A 20246-nucleotide genomic window follows, 5' to 3' on the forward strand; every position below is an offset into this window, starting at 1 on the left:
TGCTTAACTTCAAATCCTTGCGGTCAATGTGTCAAGTTTTATTGACAAAATCACACTGATTTGACCTCATCGGGAACCGCAGCTATAAGTTCTCTGCCTTTTGAAGTTGAAATGAGCTTTTTCCCATCACGTTTGACATACTGTATCTTAACAAGATTTTCGATTATGGCAGCGCGCGTTGCGGGCGTTCCAAGACCCTTTTTCTCTATATCCTCACCAGTTTCAGCATACTCTGAATAGCTTTCGTTTCCTGCGTATTCCATTGCTGTAAGCAATGAAGCTTCCGTGAAAGGCTTTGGGGGTGAAGTAAAATGCTCTGCGGATATTGCCGAAACATTTTCAAAAGTATCGCCCTGTGATATATCAGGCAGAGCGGTATCAGTATCATCTTTTGTTTCTTCATCACTGTTTTTATTTTTAAGTACTGCTTTTATCTTCTCCTCTGCAGTTTTCCAACCGTTATCGATAACAGTTTTTCCATTTGCCGAAAAATCATAGCCTGCGCAACGTATATGAGCCTTTACTGTTCTGTATTTATGCGGAGCAGATACAGCAAGGACAAGACGTGCAGATATGAGCTTGAGAATGTTTCGTTCACCATCAGATAAGGTGCTCAGGTCTGCTCCTTCAAGCTCTGCGGTCGGTAGTATTGCATGATGACCGCTAACCTTTTTGTTATTGATACAACGCTTTACATCGATCGTGTGAGGTATTTCACCGTATTCGGGAAAACATGAGAAAACTATGCCTACCTCATTTACCGCAGTTTGTTCCATATCATCAGTAATGTACTGCGAATCTGTTCGCGGATATGTCGCCAGCTTTTTCTCATAAAGAGATTGAAGATGATCAAGCGTTTGTTTGGCTGTGTAACCAAAATATTTGTTAGCTGTACGCTGAAGCGTAGTCAAGTCGAAAAGTTTCGGCGGATTAAGTGTTTTGCTTTCATCGTTCACTTCAATTACTTCTGCCGTCTTTCCGCTGACCGCTGATATTATTGAGCGTACCTTATGAATATCGTTTATGCGTTCAGAGATTGCCTTAAAGCTGCCGCAATCAAGCTCTACGGTATAGTATTTCTGTTTTACGAAATGCTCGATGTCATAGTCGCGCTGCACTATCATGGCAAGCGTTGGCGTCTGAACTCTGCCTACAGTCAGTTTATTTGAATATCTGCATGAAAACAAGCGTGTTGCATTTATGCCGACAAGCCAATCTGCCTTAGCGCGCGAATAGCCTGCTGCAAACAGGTCATCATATGCTTTGTCATTTTTCAGCTCAGCCATAGCCGTGCTTAATGCTGAAACTTCAAGCGATGATGTCCACAAACGCTTTACCGGTTTTCTGCACCCCGCAAGCATATATGTGTATCGAAAAATACACTCGCCCTCTCGATCAGCATCGGTAGCACATATTATCTCAGTCACCGCGGAGCTGCTCATAAGGCGTTTTACGATGGAAAACTGCTTTTGAGCACCATCAAGGATCTTTAGCTTCCAATCTTTCGGTATTATAGGCAGTGTATCAAAACTCCATCTTTTTAATTCTTCTGAATAATCCTGCGGCAAGAATAGCTGCACAAGATGACCGTGACACCACGTCACCGTGTAACCGCCGCCTGTAAGGCAGCCGTTTTCTTTTTTATCAGCCCCAACGATAGGCGCTATGGCTTTGGCTACGCTGGGCTTTTCTGCTACTATAAGTTTCATGATTACTTCCTTTCTGCAGTTTATTTTTCTTTTAAAGGAAAAAAATAAGATCTGCATTCTATCAACTTAGTGGTTCAGCCATTATGTGTGGTATTTATGTAGCGTTCAAGTCTGCTTTTTTCATCGGCAGAAAGATAGACCATCTGCCGTATTCGTTTTATCAGCGCCTTTGCCACAGTTATTTTTTGATCGGTGTCTATATCAGAACTGAAAAGCAGATCAAGATTATTTTTCAGCCAGCTTCCATCTTTATGATTTTTATCTTCTATCTTGCTGATTATGTCGTCAATATCAGTTTTCTTTTTAACAGACGGCGCAAAATTGGTGCGTATACTGCTCTTCTTGAGCTTGCTTTGCGGCGTGAGGAAAAAGCTCACCGTATCGCTGTCGGTAGCGTCCATTTGCCATACATATCCTTGCTTTTCAAGCCGCATTGCTGCCTGCCGCCATGTTATCTGCGAATTTTCGGGGTGTGCCGCAGGAGCTGTACGCCGTATAAGTGTCGCCCATATCTCATCAAGCGGATAGATCGTATCCTCAAGCGGGCGGTCTATAAGTTCCATCTTTTCAGCTATCTCACGGGTGCTGTTGCTCGGCAGACCGAGCTTGTAATAAAACTCAAATTGAGTTATCATAGGATACGAGCGTTGACGTTTTGTTATCGCCATTCCCGGCTCCATGTTTGCAAGCTCATCGGACGTTGCCAAAGGCTGCCCGTCAACTGCGCGTGATTGGTGATCCAGCCATGTATGCAGATTACCGCTGTAAGTTGTATATTCCACCGTTTTGTTTCCTAAAACAGATGAAAAATATTTGTTGGTATCATCGTCAAGTGAGTTGATATAAACAAGATTACCGCAGTTAGATCGTATTGTCTTTGCTGCATTGGAATATTTAGTGTCAAGCTGATTAAAGTCCTGAATAAACAGATCAAATAGCAGATTACGGCCTGCACCTACCGTTATTTTTGTGTCCATGCCCGGTATCGGTACCATGTTTCCGAATTCGTCCAGTATAAAATGGACGCGCTGCGGCAGCTTCTGCGACTTGAATTCATCGGCATATTCGACCAGCTCATCGTAGCATTGGTTAACAAACAAAGTTGAAAGCACATATCGCGATTTTTCGTTATCCGGTATCAACATGAAGATCGCCATAGGTTTGTCGGGGTCAGCCAACGAGCGAAAGTTTATCTGATTGCCGCTCGTCAGTTTCGATACACCGACATCAAAACCAAACAGATTTAGGTTTGACGCGAGCGTTGAGAAGATCGAGGAACGCATATCGCCGCTTGCGAAATTAGATGTTGCGTAAGATGATCGTGCAGGATTGCCTATAGGCAGATTATTAAACAATTCATCAAGCGCATTGACAGTCGTATTTCCGCGCTGCTCATTCGCTGTTCCAAATTCTATGAACATTTGATAGACCGAATAAAGCGACACGTTATCCAAATGCCCATTATCGTATCCGTGTTCCAAAAGAAAAAGCAGCATTGAAACAAAGAGCGACTTTGCCGATTCAGGCCATATCGGATCCGATTTATCGTTCTGCGTAAAAACATTTGCAAGAGCCTGAGCGAGCTTCATGCATTTCGATAGATCCGTATTACCATCTTTACCGTCGCGTCTGTCGCGGTATTCGTCAATTATTATTTGCAGCGGATTCCATAGATTTGAATACTGCGTATCGCGTAGATTGAGCACGGCTACGTTATAGCCTTGATTCACGAGCATATCATACGAGTTTTCAAGCAGTTCTCCCTTTGGATCGTTGAGAACCATACTGTGCTTGACCTGAGCGTTAGCTATGTATCGTATCATGGGCAGCACAAAAGTTTGACCTTTACCTGAACGTGTAGTTCCTATGATAAGGCTATGTATCGTTTCCGTGTCAACATATATATTTCCGTTTTCTCGGAAAAGCGGTATCCCGCCCGATCTTGCTTCTGATATATTGTTTTCGTGAAACTTGGACAAAATGTGCGATACCTCTTCTTCGGTGATAAAATGTGCTTTACCCTTTATCGTTTTGTTGCCATTTCGTATCGCCCAGCTTGTATCGAGTTTGAGCGTCAGCAGCATACTTAGCGCAAGAGCTAAAATGAGCGTCATGGGCAAACCGATAGTTGCGGGTTTAAAAAAATAGCTTATTTTTGGAACAAGTATCGCAGTCGTATATTTTTTATGCGAAAAATCCAGCATATATTTTAGCACCAACGGCAGATAATTCATCAACAGGCATATGAGCACATAAAACATAAGCGTGAATGACAACACCTGTACCAATCGAACCAACGCTCGCCCATCAGTGCTGTTTTCGTTTATATATGAATGTCCTTTTAGCCGTTCTTCGTTTTTCTCTTTCCTAGCCATTTTTGACCTCCTTAGTATTCACGTTCAAAATCATCATACGATCCGCCCTGCTCTTGCTGATAATCGTATTCGTCTTGCAGTGCTTTTAAATGCCGCTCAGATTCGTCAAGCAACTTTTCTAGCGTATTAGCGCACCGGTTATATACAATGGCCGCGCTTGTTATAGATCTTTTGATACTCCTTCCGACATTGATTTTTAATATGGGGCGATACAGCTTTGCGGAATTCTTTTTGATCTCGGCATTTGCCGAAGCACTGCCGCTTTGTGCCGCTGTAAGCAGATTATCAGCAGCAACATTTATCTGACCGCTTTTCAATGCGATCTTACCAACTGCTTCACGTACCCGCGGATGTTCCGAACGCCGCAGCACTTCCGCTGCTTTATCAGTTTTTCCATTTTCGACAAGCAATTTTGCATACATCACTTCAAAGTTGTTATATTCCTTGCTGCTGCCGATCTTACAAGCTCGCTCCATATACTGCTCCGCTTTTTTGCGATACTCTTTATTATCACTTCTGCGGCGGTAAAAGTAATATGCCAAATACACCGCGGCGCTTGTGCTTTGCTCGGAAAAGCGCTCCATCTCGTCAAGAGCTTTTGAAAGTGCCTTGCTGTCACCATGTGCAGCAGCACTGTCTATGCTGCCTTTTATGCTTTCATATTCTTTCTTTAAAAGACCGGGCGCGGCGCGCTCCTTGTGAATATCTCTAACCGTTGCCGACTCTTTTTCTCCGTATCTTATCTTGTATATCTCTTGAAGCAGTTTGTTTCCGGCACTGCTGTAAAAAGTTTCGAGTCGGTTCACAGCGTACTCCTCAAGTTCGCTGCGCTGTTCTTTGCGCTCGCCATAAATTTCACGGTAATCGCGGCTCATTTCAGCAAGTCTGTTTTTGTACTCTTCAAACTGCTTTTTCAGTTCATCATTGCATTCGATCATTTCGTCAACGCATTTTTTTATGTGATCTCTGTACGGCAGCATTTTTGCTCTGCCGTACTGCCACGCTTTTCGCGTTTCAGGTAAATTATCTACTAGATCTCTGATAGAAGAAGTTGGTGAGAAATTTTTAGCTACGCCCGGAACAAGAATACGCCGCTCTATTTCTGTAAGCAGCGGCGTATTTTTATTTGTAAGCGTTTCACGAACCATAACAGATTTTATGCGTTCTATCGCTTCCTTTTCTATCATATCCCCACGCCGCTCTACATAATTCTTTTCGTTGAGCTGAAAATGTATGTGTACATTATCCGTATTGGTGTGTATCGCGGCAGACCAGTATATATTATCCGCCGATAATGTTTTTGATGAGCTGACCATTTCGGCGATCGCTATGCGGGCACAATCTTTAAGATGTTCAGTGTCGAGTGTGTTGCCCACGATAAAACCATTGCGGCGCAAATAGTTGTTATCAAATGATATAACGCCAAGCCATTTTGTAGTATTTTTATCACAGCTTATCCGTTCCATCTCCTTAAGCTGTTCTATCCCTTTCTCGTCAACATGATCGCAGCTTGCGGTAAAAAGACCGTCGGATTTTTCTGTATTCCTCATGTATTCTATATAATCGTAAAATTCGCTTTTGCGCGAAACCAACTTACCCTTAAATGCGTCAGGACGATTCATGTAAAACAGGAAACCGCCAACATTCCATTTTTTCTTAAATGCTGTTTTAAAGACAACGCCGGGCATTAGTATTTACCATTTCTTTCGCGCTCAAAGCTGGCGCGCTCAGTAGCAAGCCGTTCCTTTTTCTGTTCAAACAACTGATCAGAGCTCGCGATAAATCTTGACGGATAGTAATCTCTGCCGCTATCTTTATCAGCAGACTGAAATTTTTCATCAGACGGAACGCTGTAATTAACTAAGATATTGACCATATCACGCACCTCGTATATCATTTTTTCAAGGACGTTGAGTCTGTGATATAAGTCGGAAAGATCGCGTTCGCTCTTTGCCGCATAGTCGCTTACCTTTGCCGAAGTGGCCGCAAGCAGATTATCAAGCTTATTTTGAGATGCAGTGAAGTTGTACTTTATTTCTTTTTCGTCATATATACTTTTCTTTTCGTCACTCATTTCGAGTATGCCCATATCAACGCCCTTTTGCAGAATAATTGAATTGAGCAGTGTCGATACAGGTACGTTATTAGAATCGCTTATCTTTTTCAGCGTAACCACAGCTTCCGGGTCAAGCGTGAATGTGTTTTTCACTTTTGCCATTTATCATTTCATTCCTTTCACTTTTTTCGCGCAGGGTTTCAAATTTAATACCTCGTAAAATTTCATTTGAAAACCTCAATGTATTTTTTTGATTTAAAACACGTTACAGATTAAGCTATGAGCATAAAGAAAGTGCAAGCACTTTCGCTCAAAATCCTTGTAGTACAAGGATTTTCGGGGTATTGAAGTGCAAGCACTGACCTCTGTTTTTATACATACAACCATACTATTTTGTATGTATACCCATACTTTTTAGTATGTATGACCATACTATTTTATATGTATTGCCATACTTTTGAGTATGTACAGCCATACTGTTTTGTATGTACGCCCATACTTTTTAGTATGTATACCCATACTGTTTTATATGTATAACCATACCGTTTTGTATGTACGCCCATACTGTTTTAAGACTTCCAATTTATTGAATTTAGATTTCCTTTAAAGAAAAAATCAGATTTGTCGAATGATTTTCTCCATTTCTTCGTCTGAAATATCTTTTTCTGAGTTCAAAATTGCAATGATCTCCTCCGCTTTCAGACTTCCTATAGATAGATCTTCAAGCTCAGGAAAGAGGAATTCATTCAGTTTCTCGTTTGTTTTTGACAGCCTTAAACTGCATATTAGAATGAGATCCAGTGCTCTTTTTATATCAGTTTCAAAGCTTTTTAGTTCTGTTCTGATATATGATCCGACTATCTCGGGCAGTATCTGCTGTACAAAATCATCTTTGCTGCTGATATATTTTTCTATAATTTCAGCGCAAAGCTGATTGCGTGACATCTTTTCTGCCGCTGCTATTTCATCGAGTCTGTCGATATGTTTTTGCGGAATATCTCTCAAATACAGTGTTGGCATTGCTCATTCACCATCTTCCAGTCGTTTCAGATACTCTCCTGAGCTGCCGTATTTTCGTAAAAACTTTTTGTTTCTATCAAACTTTTCTATGGTGAAAAGTTTATCGGCAACATACATAAAGAAATACTGTTCATATGATTTTTCGTTTATATTAAAGAGGAACAAACCATTGCAGACAGCATTCAGCTTATTACCTTTCAGGTCATATTCTTCGACAAAACTCTGCTCGTTTGGCTCAAAAGTTATCTGAAAAGATGTGTAATTATCGTCGGAAAATCTTGCCGAGCGTATGTCTGCATACTTAATATGCAGTATTTTTTTGCTTTGTCCGTGATAATAGGTAAGCTCCATATCTTCCTCGTCTGCTGTAATTGCAAGCAAATTAAGCTCACTTTTGTTTACAAATTGACGTGCGCTGAAAAACAAATACAGCACGATCATCACTAGCATTAGCAGAAAAAGTGTGTCGATCTTCTGAAAAAACGGTATACAATAAAGTGCAAATGCAGTTAGAGCAGCGCCTATCAATGCAATAAATTTCTTTGCCGCGCGCCTTTTGTTATCCATAGCAGCCACATATGCTTCATCAAATCCGCTCAGATCATCGGCTGCCGGATATTTAAATATGTATTTTTCCATAGCAGTTCCTTTCAATTTACAGTTACCATGCAGCTTGCTTTCAAGCCGCCGTCATTAGTTTCAGCCGTCACGATCACCTTGCCTTTTGCAATGGCTTTAACTTTTCCTTCGCTGTCGATCTCTATTATTCCTGTTTTATTGCAGCTCCATCTAACGCTTTTATCGGCTGCATTGACAGGCTCTACAATTGCATGAAGTCGCGTTTCACTGCCGATATTAAGCACAACATTATTGTTCTCAAAATCTGTTTCAAGGTATATCCTGTTCGGATGTACTGCTTGCGGCTGTGTAGTTTCAGGAGGCCTTGTTGTGTGCGGAGTAGTGGTTTGCGGTGGTTCTGACGTTGTCTGAGGCGGCTGAGTTGTTTGCGGCGCTGCTGTGGTTTGTGGCGGTTCGTATGGCTCAGGCTCATTATTTCCGCCTCCACCTCCGCCATTTCCTCCGCCGTTATTGCTTCCGCCACCGTCATTATTCCCATTGTTGTCATTAGGCGCAGTCGAATTACTGCTGTTTTGTCTATCATTCTGACTGCTTTCGCTGCTGGTAATGGAGCTTGTCAGCGAGCTGTTTGACGATGTATCAGCAGATGATAGTCCGCTTGTAATGTCATATGACGTGTTTATATCTACATCAATATACGACGTATCTCCTGTGCTTAATGTATCATTTTCAGATGAGATACTCATATCTTCTGACTCATTACTTATCATAACAAGCAGCTTTTCAGCTTCATCAGATGTGATAAAACGTACATCTTTGCGGTCTATCCTGCAATATTTTGTATCGCTTACAGCCTTATGGATCTCTCCGGGCACTTCATCGCCAAACGCATCTTTCGTTGCAGGATCTTGATATTCGGGTACTGTTGAGGTAGCGTATGTTTCAACGTAGCGAAAATTATCCTCTACATTCTGAACATAAACATACTGTGATATATCATTTCGCGGCTTATACTCAAAACCATCTGTCACTGCATTCTGATTTTTCTTTTTGTCATACGCGATGAATTTTGACATATACGGCTTTGCTTTTTCATTAGCCCCTGCTTCTTGCAATACCGATAGTGATACCACAAATTGTTTTGTATCAGTTATGTACACAGCCTCTGAAAACTTAAATCGGTAGCTGTTGATAGTCATTGCTGTGTTGTAATCTTCGGTGTAATTTACGGTTTTCATGCCTGCCTTGACCAATGGATATACCATGAAAAACAGTATCAAGGGTATTGATACCACAAGAAATATCGTATAGATTATGTTTCCTTTAGCTCTTTTCACGCTGCTCACCTCCCGAAAGCTTCTGCCTTATCCATAAGAGATCTTGCAAGACCTACTACCGCTTTTTTGACTATATTATCTATCACAGCATTGGCTCCCTGTGGTATGCCCAGCTGTTCAAATGTGTATTCAGCGAACACTATTACAAAGTTCTCATACGTTTTTTCGTTTGTGCAAAGCATTAAGCCATAGTCAGATTCGGTGTATTTTTCATCGTTATTGCTGCTTATATAAGCTGCGTTAAAAAGTCTGTTGAATATCCTTGACACATCCTCTGACGTGCCCATATACAAAAGATCCGCGTCGGTCGCACGTCGTGTGCAGTGTATTTTCATACGGCTCGAATCGATCGCAAGCAGCATTTCTCCTGGGTAAAATTCGGTAGTACTGTGCAGCTCCGACTCTGTAAACTGAGGAAAAGCAATATGCAGCTGCTCTATTGCAGCGCTGTCCTGCTTGAGCAGTACCTTGTACTGCACGAGTTGGAATATTGCCTTTATCTTGTTCGTAACTTCGCTGCCACCAATACCCTGCGGGAAAAATTCAAGTATACTCTGTGTTGCAAACCATAGACCGGCAAAATATTTTCTTGACCGGCGCAAAAGTTTATCTATGAAAAAAGTACATTGTGGATTACTTTCTGATATAAACCTGTGCGCTTCGTCGATAAGACAAATGACTCTGCGGCGATCAAACGGGTTAATAATGTTTCTGTTATATGTGACGTTTCTGCATATCTCTGCCCACATTAGTGACAGAATGTTGAAAAGCTGAGCGTTGTATATTTTCTCATCAAGCTCGGATATAGCTTTTACATTAAAAATGATCACCCCTTTATTATCAATGTCAACGTTTGTGTAGTTATCAAATATTTCGTATACTCCGCCTTTGGATAATCGTTTGAGTCTGCCGCGCAGCCGCTCGCAAAGCTCTTTGTCGTGCACTGTTTCGGCATTTATGTAGTTTTCCTCACAAGCGGCGAGTATATCTGAAAATATAGGGAAGTCTGTCGGCGCAAGCTTTGTAAGGTCAGTTTTGTTTGTAATGTTCTTCTCCTCATACGCTCTGCTAAGCAGTTCGTTAAATTTCATCTCTTCATCCGCTGTAAATTCAGGATAGACCTGGCTCATAAAAGTGTTTATTCGTGAGATCTCAGACTGGAAATTGGTCTCCCTCGCTTCCTCTTCGGTCATCTTTTCAGTGATGTTTTCATCATTATTTTCCGCCTCCGCATCGATCGTCACTCTGATCTGCAGCGGATTTATGATAGAATTTTTAGTCATGCGAATGACCTGACCGCCATAGACCGCTGCGATGGTGCTATATTCATCCTCAATATCAAGCACCATTACGCGGTCGCCAAGTATCAATCTGTCTTGCAGCATAGCTTTAAGCGTTACCGACTTACCACCGCCCTTAACACCCAGCGCTAACAAGTCGAACGATGAGCGTGTTTTATCTTTAGTGAAAGTGTCCAGTACTACAAGACCGTTTGTATCGGTTCTGCCGAAATACATACCTGTTTTATCTATCTGCTGCTGATAATAAAACGGGTACTGGCGCGCAAACGTATCATAAAGCGGAAAAGGATTTTTTGCTTTATCAGCAGGCAAACAAAGCGAAATATATTCATCTATCATTTGATTATATGGCGTAAAAGATCGTATGCCGCTGTTTTCGAGTTGATGAATAAGCTTGTCTGTTTTCTTTTGCAGCTGCTCAGCGCTGGTATCATCGGTTATTATAAATCGAAGCGTTACGCTGTATACTTGTTCGTTACCGTTGGCGATGCTGTTATAGAGATCTTGAACCTTTTCAAATTCGGTCGCAGTATCCATAACGTCTGACACGTTCTGTTTGATAACGCCACGGCTGTTAAGCTCGTCAAGGCTTCGCTTTATTTCCGCTGAAACACCTGCCTTATCGCGCTTTATACTGTCGATCATCACTGAAATATCACGGCTTTGGTTTACATAGCTTGCAAAAGTCAGATCGCTTAGATATGCAGGATAGTCATGTACTACAAGCGAAGTAACATAGCGACCGTTTACATTCCAGCCTTGCTGACTGAAATGAACGTGTTTCGGAAATATATAGCTGTCAGGTTCGTTTATATGTTCAACATCAGTATCGTCGCGTTCTGTTTCTGTGTCGAACGTCATGACCTTATGCAGCACTCGCAGTATATCTGCTGTGCTGCAAACCGCTGCTGATACGTCCGTCATGTTTGAAAGATACATATCGAGCGCGTCCTCTAATTTGCCTATCTCGTCTGCATACACCACAAGATATGCCATTCTGTCATAATGATTTTGTTCAAAATACTCGAGTTCTGCTCGGCGCATATCAAGCATTACAGCCGAAAAACCATCAGTCTTGCTTCGTTTATATTTCAAGTACTCTTTCTGACTGCGAAAATTAGGACGCAGATCGGTAAATATATACTTATGCGGCAACTCAAGTGCAGCAGAAGCGTGAGCAAAATTTCTAAACGCAGTTTCTCGGTCAAAGTCGGTGTAATGGAAAATATCTATTCCCGAGATCGCGACTATGGAGAGGTAGTACTCTTTGCCATCATAAATACGCTTGATCTTTACACAAGGTATACCGCGTCTGCCGACGTCGCAAAGCGAAACTGTAATATAGTTCTTGATAATATTTGCAGGAGAAGATTTAAGCTTCCGCTTTTTCTCTTTTGTTCTTTTTATTTTTATGTTCATTGCATTTCCTTTCATAGTCATCATACTCTTCCGTTCCGCAGCCATAAATGTCTTTGGCTCGGAATTTAAATTTCAGAAAATCTCCCAATCCGCGAATAAACGATTTATTCGGGTCGGTAGGCGAGCGCATAGTGCATATGATGAACGTAACAGTGCAGAAAATTATGAAAAACACCCTCATCGCACCTGTAAAGAGTATTTGTGAGAAGCCCAATGAGATCATTATCGTTGTAATTATTCCGATGATCTTAAAAAAGCTTATATTTTTCCATATCTTAGTTTCCGATTTTGTAGATTTAGGAACCATTCCCATTATAGCTCCCTCCTTATATTAAAATTTATCCTTGCGATTTTTTTCGCTTCTTCGTTCCTGTTCAGCCCACGAAACTGTATTTGATTCTCGTCTTGATTCTTGTTTGTTCCAACTTTCTTCAGATGATCCGCGGCGAGTAAATCCCTTAGCACTGCTCACCGAGGTATTTTCTACACTATTTCTGCCTACAGGCAGATTATTAGACGCTGCAGTTGCGGCATTTGAATTGCTGCCACTGCTTCTGCTGACCGTACCGCTTGATCTGAATACATTTTGCATACTAGGTCTTGAACTTGAATTTTCAGCATATGTTGTACCGCTGCTATGAGAGTTTTCGCTTTTTGCAGTACCCGAGTAACTTTCACTTTGTGACGAAGAGGCATTGCTTTCAGATGATGAATATGATAGTTGCGATGAACTATCCGTTGAATATCCGCTTGAGCTGCTTTCATCGTATGAAGTTGCTGCGGCAGCAGATGTACTTTCAGCATTATAACTGCCGCTTTCAGAGGAAGCTTGTGTATCGCTGTGCGAGTATCCGCCTGATGAAGATACACTGCCGCCTGAATATGAAGAACTTGCCGTACTGCTTGAAGTGCTGCCGCGGCTACCGGAAGATTTGTTCGTGCCATGTGAGGTTTCCTCACTGTTCGAGGTGTTATCTGATTTTTTGTTCATCCAACCTGTAGCTCTGTCGGCAGCATTTATTCCACGAGATATAGAATTACCATTATACCTATTTCCAAAAGCACCATTAGCAGCACCAGATACAGCACCCCCAACAGCTCCAAATACGACTTTTGTTGCTTTTCGGGCTACACTATCTCCACCCTTAACTCCATTTGCTGCACCTACTGCCATACCGGCAGCTCCCCCGGTTGCACCTCCAAACACTTTTTTTCCTGCACCGGCAGTCATTGCTACTGGTTTAGATGCCATTTGCGCCGCTGTACGAACGCCCATTATTGTTGCGAGTCCCGATTTAACGCCTGCGTCCATACCTGTAAGCTTAACTATAAGGTCGGGTCCGTCGATAACAAATTTTGCGCCTGCAAGTATCAGAAAGATCGTCACAAGTATGCCGTAGTTTTTATCAAAAGCAGCATACATTACGAGCAAATAGAGCCGCAAAATGAAGATGACCGCTATAAAACAAATATTGCAGGCTATAAGGTTTTGTATCACTTGTTTTGCTCGTCCGCCGCCAGACATATCGCTTGCGATCGCTATTGGCGCTACGATCTGTGCAAAAAGCACGTCAAACATAAGCGAAGCTATTTTAAATCCTGCGAATGTGAGTGCTATAAGCGTTACGACCCCGAGCAGAAAACCGTAAAAGAAGTTTCTGAAATTGTATCCATACATATAGTCCAGCGTGTAACCATTCAAGTATTTTCTGAAAAGCTGCTCATACCAATCAAGGTTTTCATAGTCGGTGTTATCGATAACGTTAAAGGTTGACCAGTTGCTATCCTCCCATTCGCCTGTATCGTCCTGTTTCACATCATTTTCAACGTTGTATAGATTTTGCTTATACACAAGATATTCAAATATGGATAGCTTTTTCTTTGTTTTGCCTATTTTAACAGTATACTTTTTTGTTTCAATTTTTGATAATGCGTCCTCAAACGAAGATGAATAGCCGACCAGTTTATTGGCGTCGCTTACAGTGTAGCTGCCGCCCATTTCGTTTAGAACGCTCTGAACATTAGGATTTGCCATAGTTGATGCAAGACGCAGCAGTAAAAGGCGTTCATACGAATATACATACATATATTTGTGCGTTTCGTCTATATATCCTGTATCTTCAGGGCAGACAGAGTGCGCATACCACGTTCCATCGTCATTAGCCTTAGAACCCAATATGTATGCTGTGCTTAGTGCATTTATCTTTCCGCCCTTTTTAACATATATCGCACCGTTATAATGGTCATTTTCGGCATAAGATACCCGTCCTTCATTGTCTGTATATTGTATAGCATACACATCGCCTTCTACATACAGATCGTTATCGCCTTTGTTAGACCATTCCGCGAAAGTATTTGCAATACCGTTTGTATCTCCTGTCAAACTATCGAGCAATTGAAGCTTATCATAGGTGCTAAAACTGCTGTAAGGCACTTGATAGATAGTGTCCGCAGTTTTTACACCGTCGAAAACTTTATCATACTCAGTGTTATCGAGCACACCGGTAGGACTTATTTTGTATACCGACTGCGGATTGCTTTTATATTCATCGGAATCTGCAAAGGTGTGTATCTTATTATCGTTTAACGACTCACCAACTTTAATTATGTTTTTAGCCAGTATTTTACTTCCGAGAGTTTCCTTGTGGACTATCATCGTATCATCATCAACTGTAACATTGCTGCCGTCTAGCTCCTGCGCGGCTTTTACGCCTACCGTTTTTAGATCCGTTAGTGCCGATACAAGCGACGGCAGAGCAGCAATTAGTAAAAGAGAGCAAAGTATCCCTCGCAAGTAGTCTGAGATCTGTGCTTTATCTGCTCGCAGCATGAAAAGTATCGTAGCGATAAGCAGTGCCACTCCCGCTACTGCACCTGCTATCGGGTATATATCGTTTTTTATATTGAAAACATCTTTTATCAAAGAGTATAAATTGATCTTTAACAGTTTTGTTATCGCATTGTCAAACTGATCGACCAGCTCGCAAATACGTGACAGCAGCCAAAATTCTGCGTTGTAAAGATAGTCATGCCAGCGGTCTTTTTTCACCGTAAGCGTTGCAACGTCTGATGACAGACTGTTCCAGCTTACCGCCGAAGCACCTATACCAAAGCACATAAGGCTCACGAACAGTGCTGTAAACGCAGAAAATACCCTGCGTTTTGCTTTTGAAATGTTTAATTCCATAAGATCTGACCTCCATAAATTTAAACTATGCGCCCGTACCATGTTACCATTAAGATAACACCGTAAAGGCGCACAGTGCGCAGATACATCCGCGCATTGTTTGCCTTTAATTGTACGCTTATGCTCCTGCTGCTTCAGCTATAGCTCCAACGATAGAGATACCAACGCCGATAACTATAACACCGACGCAAATTGAGATTGCCATGCTTTTTCCTTTCTGCATACCCTGGGAACCGGCGGTAATAAAAACGATACCAAGTGCGAGAACAGCAATACCGGCTATACCCAGACCGATCTTTGTCATCGAGCCCTGAATATCCGTGATCAGATTTTCAATTCCCGAAGTGTCAATATAATACTGCACCTGCGGCGCGCTATCTCTTACCGACTGCTGTTCCTGTTCTGCTGAGGCTACAACGCCCATACCGAACATCATAATGCAGCCCATCATAAGTGCGATGAGCAGCGAAGCGAATGTTTTTTTGTTTTTCATGTGTGAAAAACTCCCTTCTAAGTAAAGTATTTTTTATAAACAACACAGAACAATTCTGTTATTGTAAACCGGGTTTATATGCCGTCACTGTAATTTACAGCGAGCATACCATGATCATCGTCAACAGCAACTTCAAGCGTTGACTCACCACTCTTAAACGTGTAATTGTAAGTATTGTAAGTTGCGTATTGCTTAAAATCTACCTTTTTGCTTTCAATTGGCTCACCAAAAGCAGCGAATACATCATCTTTTTTTGCGCCAAACCCTACACCGGCGAATGAAAAAGAAAGCAGATTTTGTTTGCCGATAACATACGATGCCGGGTCAATAGTAATACCACAAATGCGCATATCTTTGAGTGTCATGTTATCGTCGCCGTTGTTTGTAAGATATAGCTTTACATTAAAGCGGTTGTAATCATTATCATTGATCAGTTTATACATCTCAACATTTGTTTTGCCATCGCTTGAAGCAAACGGCATATCAAGGTAGTTTCCCATTACCTCGCTGAACTCTGAAAACACCCAGCCTTCATCTAAAAACTGCGAAAGCGGCGTTTCCCTATCCTTTATCACCATTCCGTCAAGCATTATTTCACCGCTTGTCCAATCTGCTGATATTTTAAGTGTGTCAGCGACAGAGCTTGATGAAGCTGCTGTTTCAGTATCTGTCACGCTTGACGGTTCAAGCGAAGATATAGTATCTGCATTAGATGAGCTGTCCGCAGAAGTTTCAGTTACTGCGTTTGTTGCTGCAGTCGTTTCATTTTTGCTGTCCTCATTTTTAGAACTTCCGCAGGAAATGACTGATAAAGAAAAAAGCACAGCCATTGCTGCTGTACCAAAACGTTTCATATTCATATCCATAATCCCTTTCAAATCAATGTCTGCCAATGCTATTTGTATGCTGCTTGTTCTCTGTCCTCTGCGTTATCGTTATCTGCCTGTAGGCAGACTTTTCAGCAGTCAGAAGCTGCAAACATTCGTTAAAGTCTTTTCCCGTTTTAGGTAAAACTCGCTTGCAGACATAACCTTTTTCCGTGTAATTCTTCATCATCTTTTTTGCTGCTTCAAGACCCGGAGTGTCGTTATCAAGTGCAAAGACGATATTTGTTATGTCAGGATTACGTTCAAGATATGCTTCGAGCGCAACATCAGATTTTCCTGACAAAGACAATCGGTTTACGTTTCGCCAAACGTTTTCATTGGGCAGACGATTTTCCATCGCTGCACGTTTTCTCTCTGACATTAAAGTCATAGTGCAATGCGACAATAGGTCGATCGGTGCTTCAAATACATAAAGCACATTCGCGCCGGCCGGAAAATGCTCTTTGTCTGCCGGAATATTAAAGCTGTACCTTTTGTCAGAACCCGAAATATTTTTCGGATGAAACAGCTTCTTGCCGTTTTCATCAGTTGCAGCTGCGAGAAATGAGTTTGTCATTTTATTCTCAGCAAATCTTGCCTTACCGCTTTCGTCGTAGCCGACAAAAACAACATTATGCAGCTTGTCCTCATAGATCATCTTTTCTTTTACAAGCTCAGCTACTATACTTGTGTCAAGACATCTTGTTTTACCAAGATAAGCAAAAGTTCTGCTGCGAACTCCCGTTGTTTCAGGAGGAAGTACAAACTTTTTCTTTTCCTCTGCTTCCGGCTTGATCTCAGGGGCTTTGCTATATGTATTTGCGCTCTGAATGCTTTGGGCTTTAGCAGAGCTTGACGGCGAGCCGATGATCTTCTCAAGCGCTGCGGAGAAATCCATCATTTCAACAGAATTCAGCCAATCTATAGCATTCCGTCCTTGAAGATCTCTGCTATTCCAGTACCAGCAGCGGCGATCTTTTTTTATCATCAAGCTGTCATGTTCGCGGCACTGATAATAGTTTCCTACTGCACGAAATGACCAACCGTATTCGCGGCTCAGAAAATCGGTCATGTCTATAGATTTTGCATCTCTTATCTCATCGTCAAGAAACTTTATGTACGTTTCGCCGTTCTTTTTAGTGCGATATACAGGCAATTTCTATCACCTCACTTTATCTTTTCCTGCTGCGGCTTTGCTGCTGTTCTACTGCCTGCGCATTATAAACGTCTTTTTCTTTTAAGGGAGAAAGATCGTCGTGATCGCCTAATTCGTTTATACCTCGGCTGACATTTGTGCAAGCTTTGTATTTCTCCACAAGCTCTACACAGCTATCCAACGCACTGCGCTGTACAGCTGTAGCTGTATTCACGGCCGGTGCTTCTCTGATCGAGCGGATAAGATCATCAGGTCTATTTTTGATAACATACTGTAAATTAGCGCAATCACAATCAAGCTGCAGATCAGCCTGCGTAAGTTTATTGATTATTATATCTGCGGTACTTGCACTGACAAGATCTTCAACGGTATTCGACTTTTGCTCATAATCGACAGCCATTTGTACGGCTGAAATTATGTTTTCTTCGTAATTTGATTCGAGTTCCATCAGCTGCACCAGTGCACGGTCAGCAAAGCGTTCGCTTTTCAAAAGCTCGCTCGGAATCTGTCCTACGCTTTCGCAATAATCAAGATACTGAAATATTTTATCAATATTTATCTCGTCATGCTTTTTTATATACGCGGTATACAGTTCTTCCTCAGATAATTCGATCTCATAAACTTTATCATTTATGTTTCTTTCAATTTTCATTTTTACCTCCTTCTGCTGCCGAACGTTTGTAAATACCCGTGTTCGCGCAGCCAGCGCTCTGCTTTGTTCTTAGTGTCTTGCGGCACGTTGCCCATATCATATATTCTGCGGCATACGCAGTACCACAAGCTGTTTTCATCGTCCGGCGCTTCTATACCATACTTTTCAAAAAAGCAGCATATAGTTTTCTTGTCAAAGCTCAAAAGCGCCGATCGTTCCTCATCAAAAAAAGCTTCTGCACTTATCAATCCGATACACCTCCTTTTCTGCCTATAGGCGGAATTTAGATTATCTCGACCAGTTCATAGCCGGTTTGGTTAAGGTAAAGCAGATGAAAATGCGCAAGCCTGTTTTCTTCGTCGTCATGAGTTACTGCAGCGATCGGCAATATATCAGCATTACTGCACATGGTATCAAGCAGTGCGAAAAAAAGCTCTCGCATTGTATCATTAAATGCTGAGAGCGTTGGCTGCTGAAAATCCACTGTACATCTTTTAAGATTTTTGCCAATACTATAGGCGTATAGATCGTTAGTCATGCAGAGATGATCTATGCGGTTAGCAATCTCCATTCGGAATGACTTATCCTGCGGTAAATACTCTACCATTTTATCATCGAAAACAACTATGTTATCGTTGACGGAACGATCATTATATAGATCACTCTTTGCACCAGAACGGCAGATCTCTGAAATATAGCTGCGTATATTATCCTTACCGCAAAGCGAGAACTCTTCGCCAAACATCATATCGTAACTTTCATTCACAATTATCACCTTGACTTTCCTTTGTTTTGGTTTATTGCATCCTCTTTATTTGCAACAAATCTATCAAAATAACTGTCCGCTTTTCTGAAAAAATCTGTTATCTTTTCAGCGTTCTGTAGTGGATCATCAGCTATATTTTCAATAACCATGTCCGCGTCATCGCTGTTAAACGCGTTTACCATATCCGCAAACCTACTGCTGCCGTCATTATCATCGATATACGTTTTACATTCTGAGTAAAGAGTATTGAAAAAGCTATCCAAAGCAAGCTTTTGATCTGTCGCTGAAAGCGTATTAAGCTCAGTGTATGCCTGTTGCATGGTTTTTTCGTCTATAATTGTAGTTACCATTTGTCCAGCACCGTAGTTTCCGTCAGGATTATAGTACATCCATGTTACAGAGCACTCATCATTGAAATAGAATTTGTCGGCTGAGCTTACATCAATAGATTTTGCTTCAGAAATTTCTGTTTCTGACATCATTTTATCACCTTCTTCCATGCCCTCTCGCAGCGGCAACAGTCTCGCGCTCCTCGCCGTTGTCTTGATCGCTGTACTCTATTTCCATATCCTCCTCCGGTTCATTCGAGAGTATTTCTTGCGCTTGCTTATCTTTAGACAGCAGATCATTTAGATATGCAAAGCGGCTTTCTTTTTGTTTAAGTTCTTCGTCGTGTTCAAATGGCTTTTCAATCGCAGCCTTTGTTTCATTCATGTCTTTTGTAGTATTTTCGATGTATATTTTTAAATCATCGCATTTTGATTGCACAGCCTTATCGACTAGGTTTTCAAGGCGCGTAATGTTTCCTAATCCATTATTCTCGCCGCAACTACAGCTATAACTTAATTTACCACGCGCCACTATTTCGTAATCAGGCTCTTGACTAAAAAATGTAAGTTTAGCTTTAGACGGTTCGATATAAATATCAAATCCATTGTACTCTCCGACTAATACACTTTCACCGCTATGAGCACAAGATTCACGAGCTTTAAAGATCAGTGCAGCCGCTTTTTCTTTGTCAACGATCTGAACATCATCAACTTTAAGTATGAAATCCTCCGAGCCACAATTAACTCGTGTTTCGTTATCCTTTTCTGCTTTTGTAAGCAGCTCTTCATATCTTGCTATCCGCTCAGGCAGTTCCTTTTCAGCAGCGTTCATAAGCTTGTATTTTGACTTCATATAGTCGCTTTTTAGATCATGAAGATAGTTCAGCTCTTGTTCAAGCTCTATGCGTTCGGCTATGTACGGATTTGAGGTAGTCGCAGCTTGTATTTTTGATATAGTATAATAAAACTTGACACTCCAACCTCAAAGAAGTAAAATAGAA

18 protein-coding genes are annotated in these 20246 nt (G+C 41.5%); all 18 read right to left on the reverse strand.

The genetic code is table 11. From position 1 onward, the window contains the following. Positions 1 to 50: 50 nt before the first annotated feature. Positions 51 to 1709: a DNA topoisomerase gene (locus LI114_RS11515; RefSeq protein ID WP_227220786.1), complete on the reverse strand. Its 1659-nt coding sequence runs from the start codon at positions 1707 to 1709 to the stop codon at positions 51 to 53. Positions 1710 to 1783: 74 nt separating this feature from the next. Continuing rightward, positions 1784 to 4084, reverse strand: coding sequence for a VirD4-like conjugal transfer protein, CD1115 family (locus tag LI114_RS11520; RefSeq protein WP_227220787.1), 2301 nt, complete (start codon positions 4082 to 4084; stop codon positions 1784 to 1786). Between the two features lie 11 nt (positions 4085 to 4095). Then, a complete protein-coding gene (mobL, locus tag LI114_RS11525; protein ID WP_227220788.1) occupies positions 4096 to 5772 on the reverse strand; it encodes a relaxase MobL in 1677 nt (558 codons plus the stop codon). Further along, entirely contained in the window at positions 5772 to 6302 is a 531-nt protein-coding gene (locus LI114_RS11530) for a hypothetical protein (protein WP_227220789.1), read from the reverse strand. Before LI114_RS11530 ends, mobL begins: the two co-directional genes overlap by 1 nt. 453 nt (positions 6303 to 6755) lie before the next feature. Continuing rightward, the gene (locus LI114_RS11535; RefSeq protein ID WP_227220790.1) at positions 6756 to 7160 is read right to left on the reverse strand and encodes a hypothetical protein; all 405 of its coding nucleotides are present in this window, start codon (positions 7158 to 7160) and stop codon (positions 6756 to 6758) included. A 3-nt stretch (positions 7161 to 7163) separates the two neighbouring features. After that, positions 7164 to 7799 carry a hypothetical protein gene (locus LI114_RS11540; protein WP_227220792.1) on the reverse strand — a complete coding sequence of 212 codons (636 nt, stop codon included), beginning with the start codon at positions 7797 to 7799 and terminating at the stop codon, positions 7164 to 7166. Positions 7800 to 7810: 11 nt separating this feature from the next. Beyond that, a complete protein-coding gene (locus LI114_RS14320; RefSeq protein WP_227220795.1) occupies positions 7811 to 9076 on the reverse strand; it encodes an Ig-like domain-containing protein in 1266 nt (421 codons plus the stop codon). A gap of 5 nt (positions 9077 to 9081) precedes the next feature. Next, on the reverse strand, positions 9082 to 11796 hold the full coding sequence (locus tag LI114_RS11550; RefSeq protein WP_227220796.1) for a VirB4 family type IV secretion system protein: 2715 nt from the start codon (positions 11794 to 11796) through the stop codon (positions 9082 to 9084). Next, positions 11750 to 12109 (reverse strand): DUF5592 family protein, encoded by a 360-nt coding sequence (locus LI114_RS11555; protein WP_227220797.1) that lies wholly within the window; start codon positions 12107 to 12109, stop codon positions 11750 to 11752. Before LI114_RS11555 ends, LI114_RS11550 begins: the two co-directional genes overlap by 47 nt. 18 nt (positions 12110 to 12127) lie before the next feature. Further along, entirely contained in the window at positions 12128 to 14983 is a 2856-nt protein-coding gene (locus LI114_RS11560; protein ID WP_227220799.1) for a hypothetical protein, read from the reverse strand. A gap of 118 nt (positions 14984 to 15101) precedes the next feature. Next, positions 15102 to 15476: a TrbC/VirB2 family protein gene (locus tag LI114_RS11565; RefSeq protein WP_227220800.1), complete on the reverse strand. Its 375-nt coding sequence runs from the start codon at positions 15474 to 15476 to the stop codon at positions 15102 to 15104. Positions 15477 to 15550: 74 nt separating this feature from the next. Then, positions 15551 to 16336, reverse strand: a complete 786-nt coding sequence (locus LI114_RS11570) for a hypothetical protein (protein ID WP_227220801.1) — start codon at positions 16334 to 16336, stop codon at positions 15551 to 15553. A gap of 19 nt (positions 16337 to 16355) precedes the next feature. After that, complete coding sequence (locus tag LI114_RS11575; protein ID WP_227220802.1) at positions 16356 to 17498, reverse strand: DUF3991 and TOPRIM domain-containing protein; 1143 nt, start codon at positions 17496 to 17498, stop codon at positions 16356 to 16358. Positions 17499 to 17514: 16 nt separating this feature from the next. Further along, positions 17515 to 18150, reverse strand: a complete 636-nt coding sequence (locus LI114_RS11580; protein WP_227220803.1) for a hypothetical protein — start codon at positions 18148 to 18150, stop codon at positions 17515 to 17517. 2 nt (positions 18151 to 18152) lie between these two features. Further along, on the reverse strand, positions 18153 to 18398 hold the full coding sequence (locus tag LI114_RS11585; RefSeq protein ID WP_227220804.1) for a hypothetical protein: 246 nt from the start codon (positions 18396 to 18398) through the stop codon (positions 18153 to 18155). Between the two features lie 35 nt (positions 18399 to 18433). Then, the gene (locus LI114_RS11590) at positions 18434 to 18916 is read right to left on the reverse strand and encodes a hypothetical protein (protein ID WP_227220806.1); all 483 of its coding nucleotides are present in this window, start codon (positions 18914 to 18916) and stop codon (positions 18434 to 18436) included. Positions 18917 to 18921: 5 nt separating this feature from the next. Continuing rightward, positions 18922 to 19416: a hypothetical protein gene (locus tag LI114_RS11595; protein WP_227220807.1), complete on the reverse strand. Its 495-nt coding sequence runs from the start codon at positions 19414 to 19416 to the stop codon at positions 18922 to 18924. Further along, positions 19403 to 20098 carry a hypothetical protein gene (locus LI114_RS11600; protein ID WP_227220808.1) on the reverse strand — a complete coding sequence of 232 codons (696 nt, stop codon included), beginning with the start codon at positions 20096 to 20098 and terminating at the stop codon, positions 19403 to 19405. The genes LI114_RS11595 and LI114_RS11600 overlap by 14 nt, the downstream gene beginning before the upstream one ends. Positions 20099 to 20246 lie beyond the last annotated feature (148 nt).

Source organism: Ruminococcus sp. 210702-SL.1.03, assembly GCF_020559915.1.
Lineage (GTDB): Bacteria > Bacillota > Clostridia > Oscillospirales > Ruminococcaceae > YE71.

Excerpts from the sequence above, each read along its gene's own strand:
- LI114_RS11530 (WP_227220789.1), bottom strand. The coding sequence starts at position 6,302 with ATGGCAAAAGTGAAAAACACATTCACGCTTGACCCGGAAGCTGTGGTT.
- LI114_RS11520 (WP_227220787.1), bottom strand. The coding sequence starts at position 4,084 with ATGGCTAGGAAAGAGAAAAACGAAGAACGGCTAAAAGGACATTCATAT.
- LI114_RS11600 (WP_227220808.1), bottom strand. The coding sequence starts at position 20,098 with ATGAAGTCAAAATACAAGCTTATGAACGCTGCTGAAAAGGAACTGCCT.
- LI114_RS11580 (WP_227220803.1), bottom strand. The coding sequence starts at position 18,150 with ATGAAAATTGAAAGAAACATAAATGATAAAGTTTATGAGATCGAATTA.
- LI114_RS11535 (WP_227220790.1), bottom strand. The coding sequence starts at position 7,160 with ATGCCAACACTGTATTTGAGAGATATTCCGCAAAAACATATCGACAGA.
- LI114_RS11515 (WP_227220786.1), bottom strand. The coding sequence starts at position 1,709 with ATGAAACTTATAGTAGCAGAAAAGCCCAGCGTAGCCAAAGCCATAGCG.
- LI114_RS11555 (WP_227220797.1), bottom strand. The coding sequence starts at position 12,109 with ATGGGAATGGTTCCTAAATCTACAAAATCGGAAACTAAGATATGGAAA.
- LI114_RS11565 (WP_227220800.1), bottom strand. The coding sequence starts at position 15,476 with ATGAAAAACAAAAAAACATTCGCTTCGCTGCTCATCGCACTTATGATG.
- LI114_RS11560 (WP_227220799.1), bottom strand. The coding sequence starts at position 14,983 with ATGGAATTAAACATTTCAAAAGCAAAACGCAGGGTATTTTCTGCGTTT.
- LI114_RS11540 (WP_227220792.1), bottom strand. The coding sequence starts at position 7,799 with ATGGAAAAATACATATTTAAATATCCGGCAGCCGATGATCTGAGCGGA.
- LI114_RS11595 (WP_227220807.1), bottom strand. The coding sequence starts at position 19,416 with ATGGAAGAAGGTGATAAAATGATGTCAGAAACAGAAATTTCTGAAGCA.
- LI114_RS11550 (WP_227220796.1), bottom strand. The coding sequence starts at position 11,796 with ATGAACATAAAAATAAAAAGAACAAAAGAGAAAAAGCGGAAGCTTAAA.
- LI114_RS11570 (WP_227220801.1), bottom strand. The coding sequence starts at position 16,336 with ATGAATATGAAACGTTTTGGTACAGCAGCAATGGCTGTGCTTTTTTCT.
- mobL (WP_227220788.1), bottom strand. The coding sequence starts at position 5,772 with ATGCCCGGCGTTGTCTTTAAAACAGCATTTAAGAAAAAATGGAATGTT.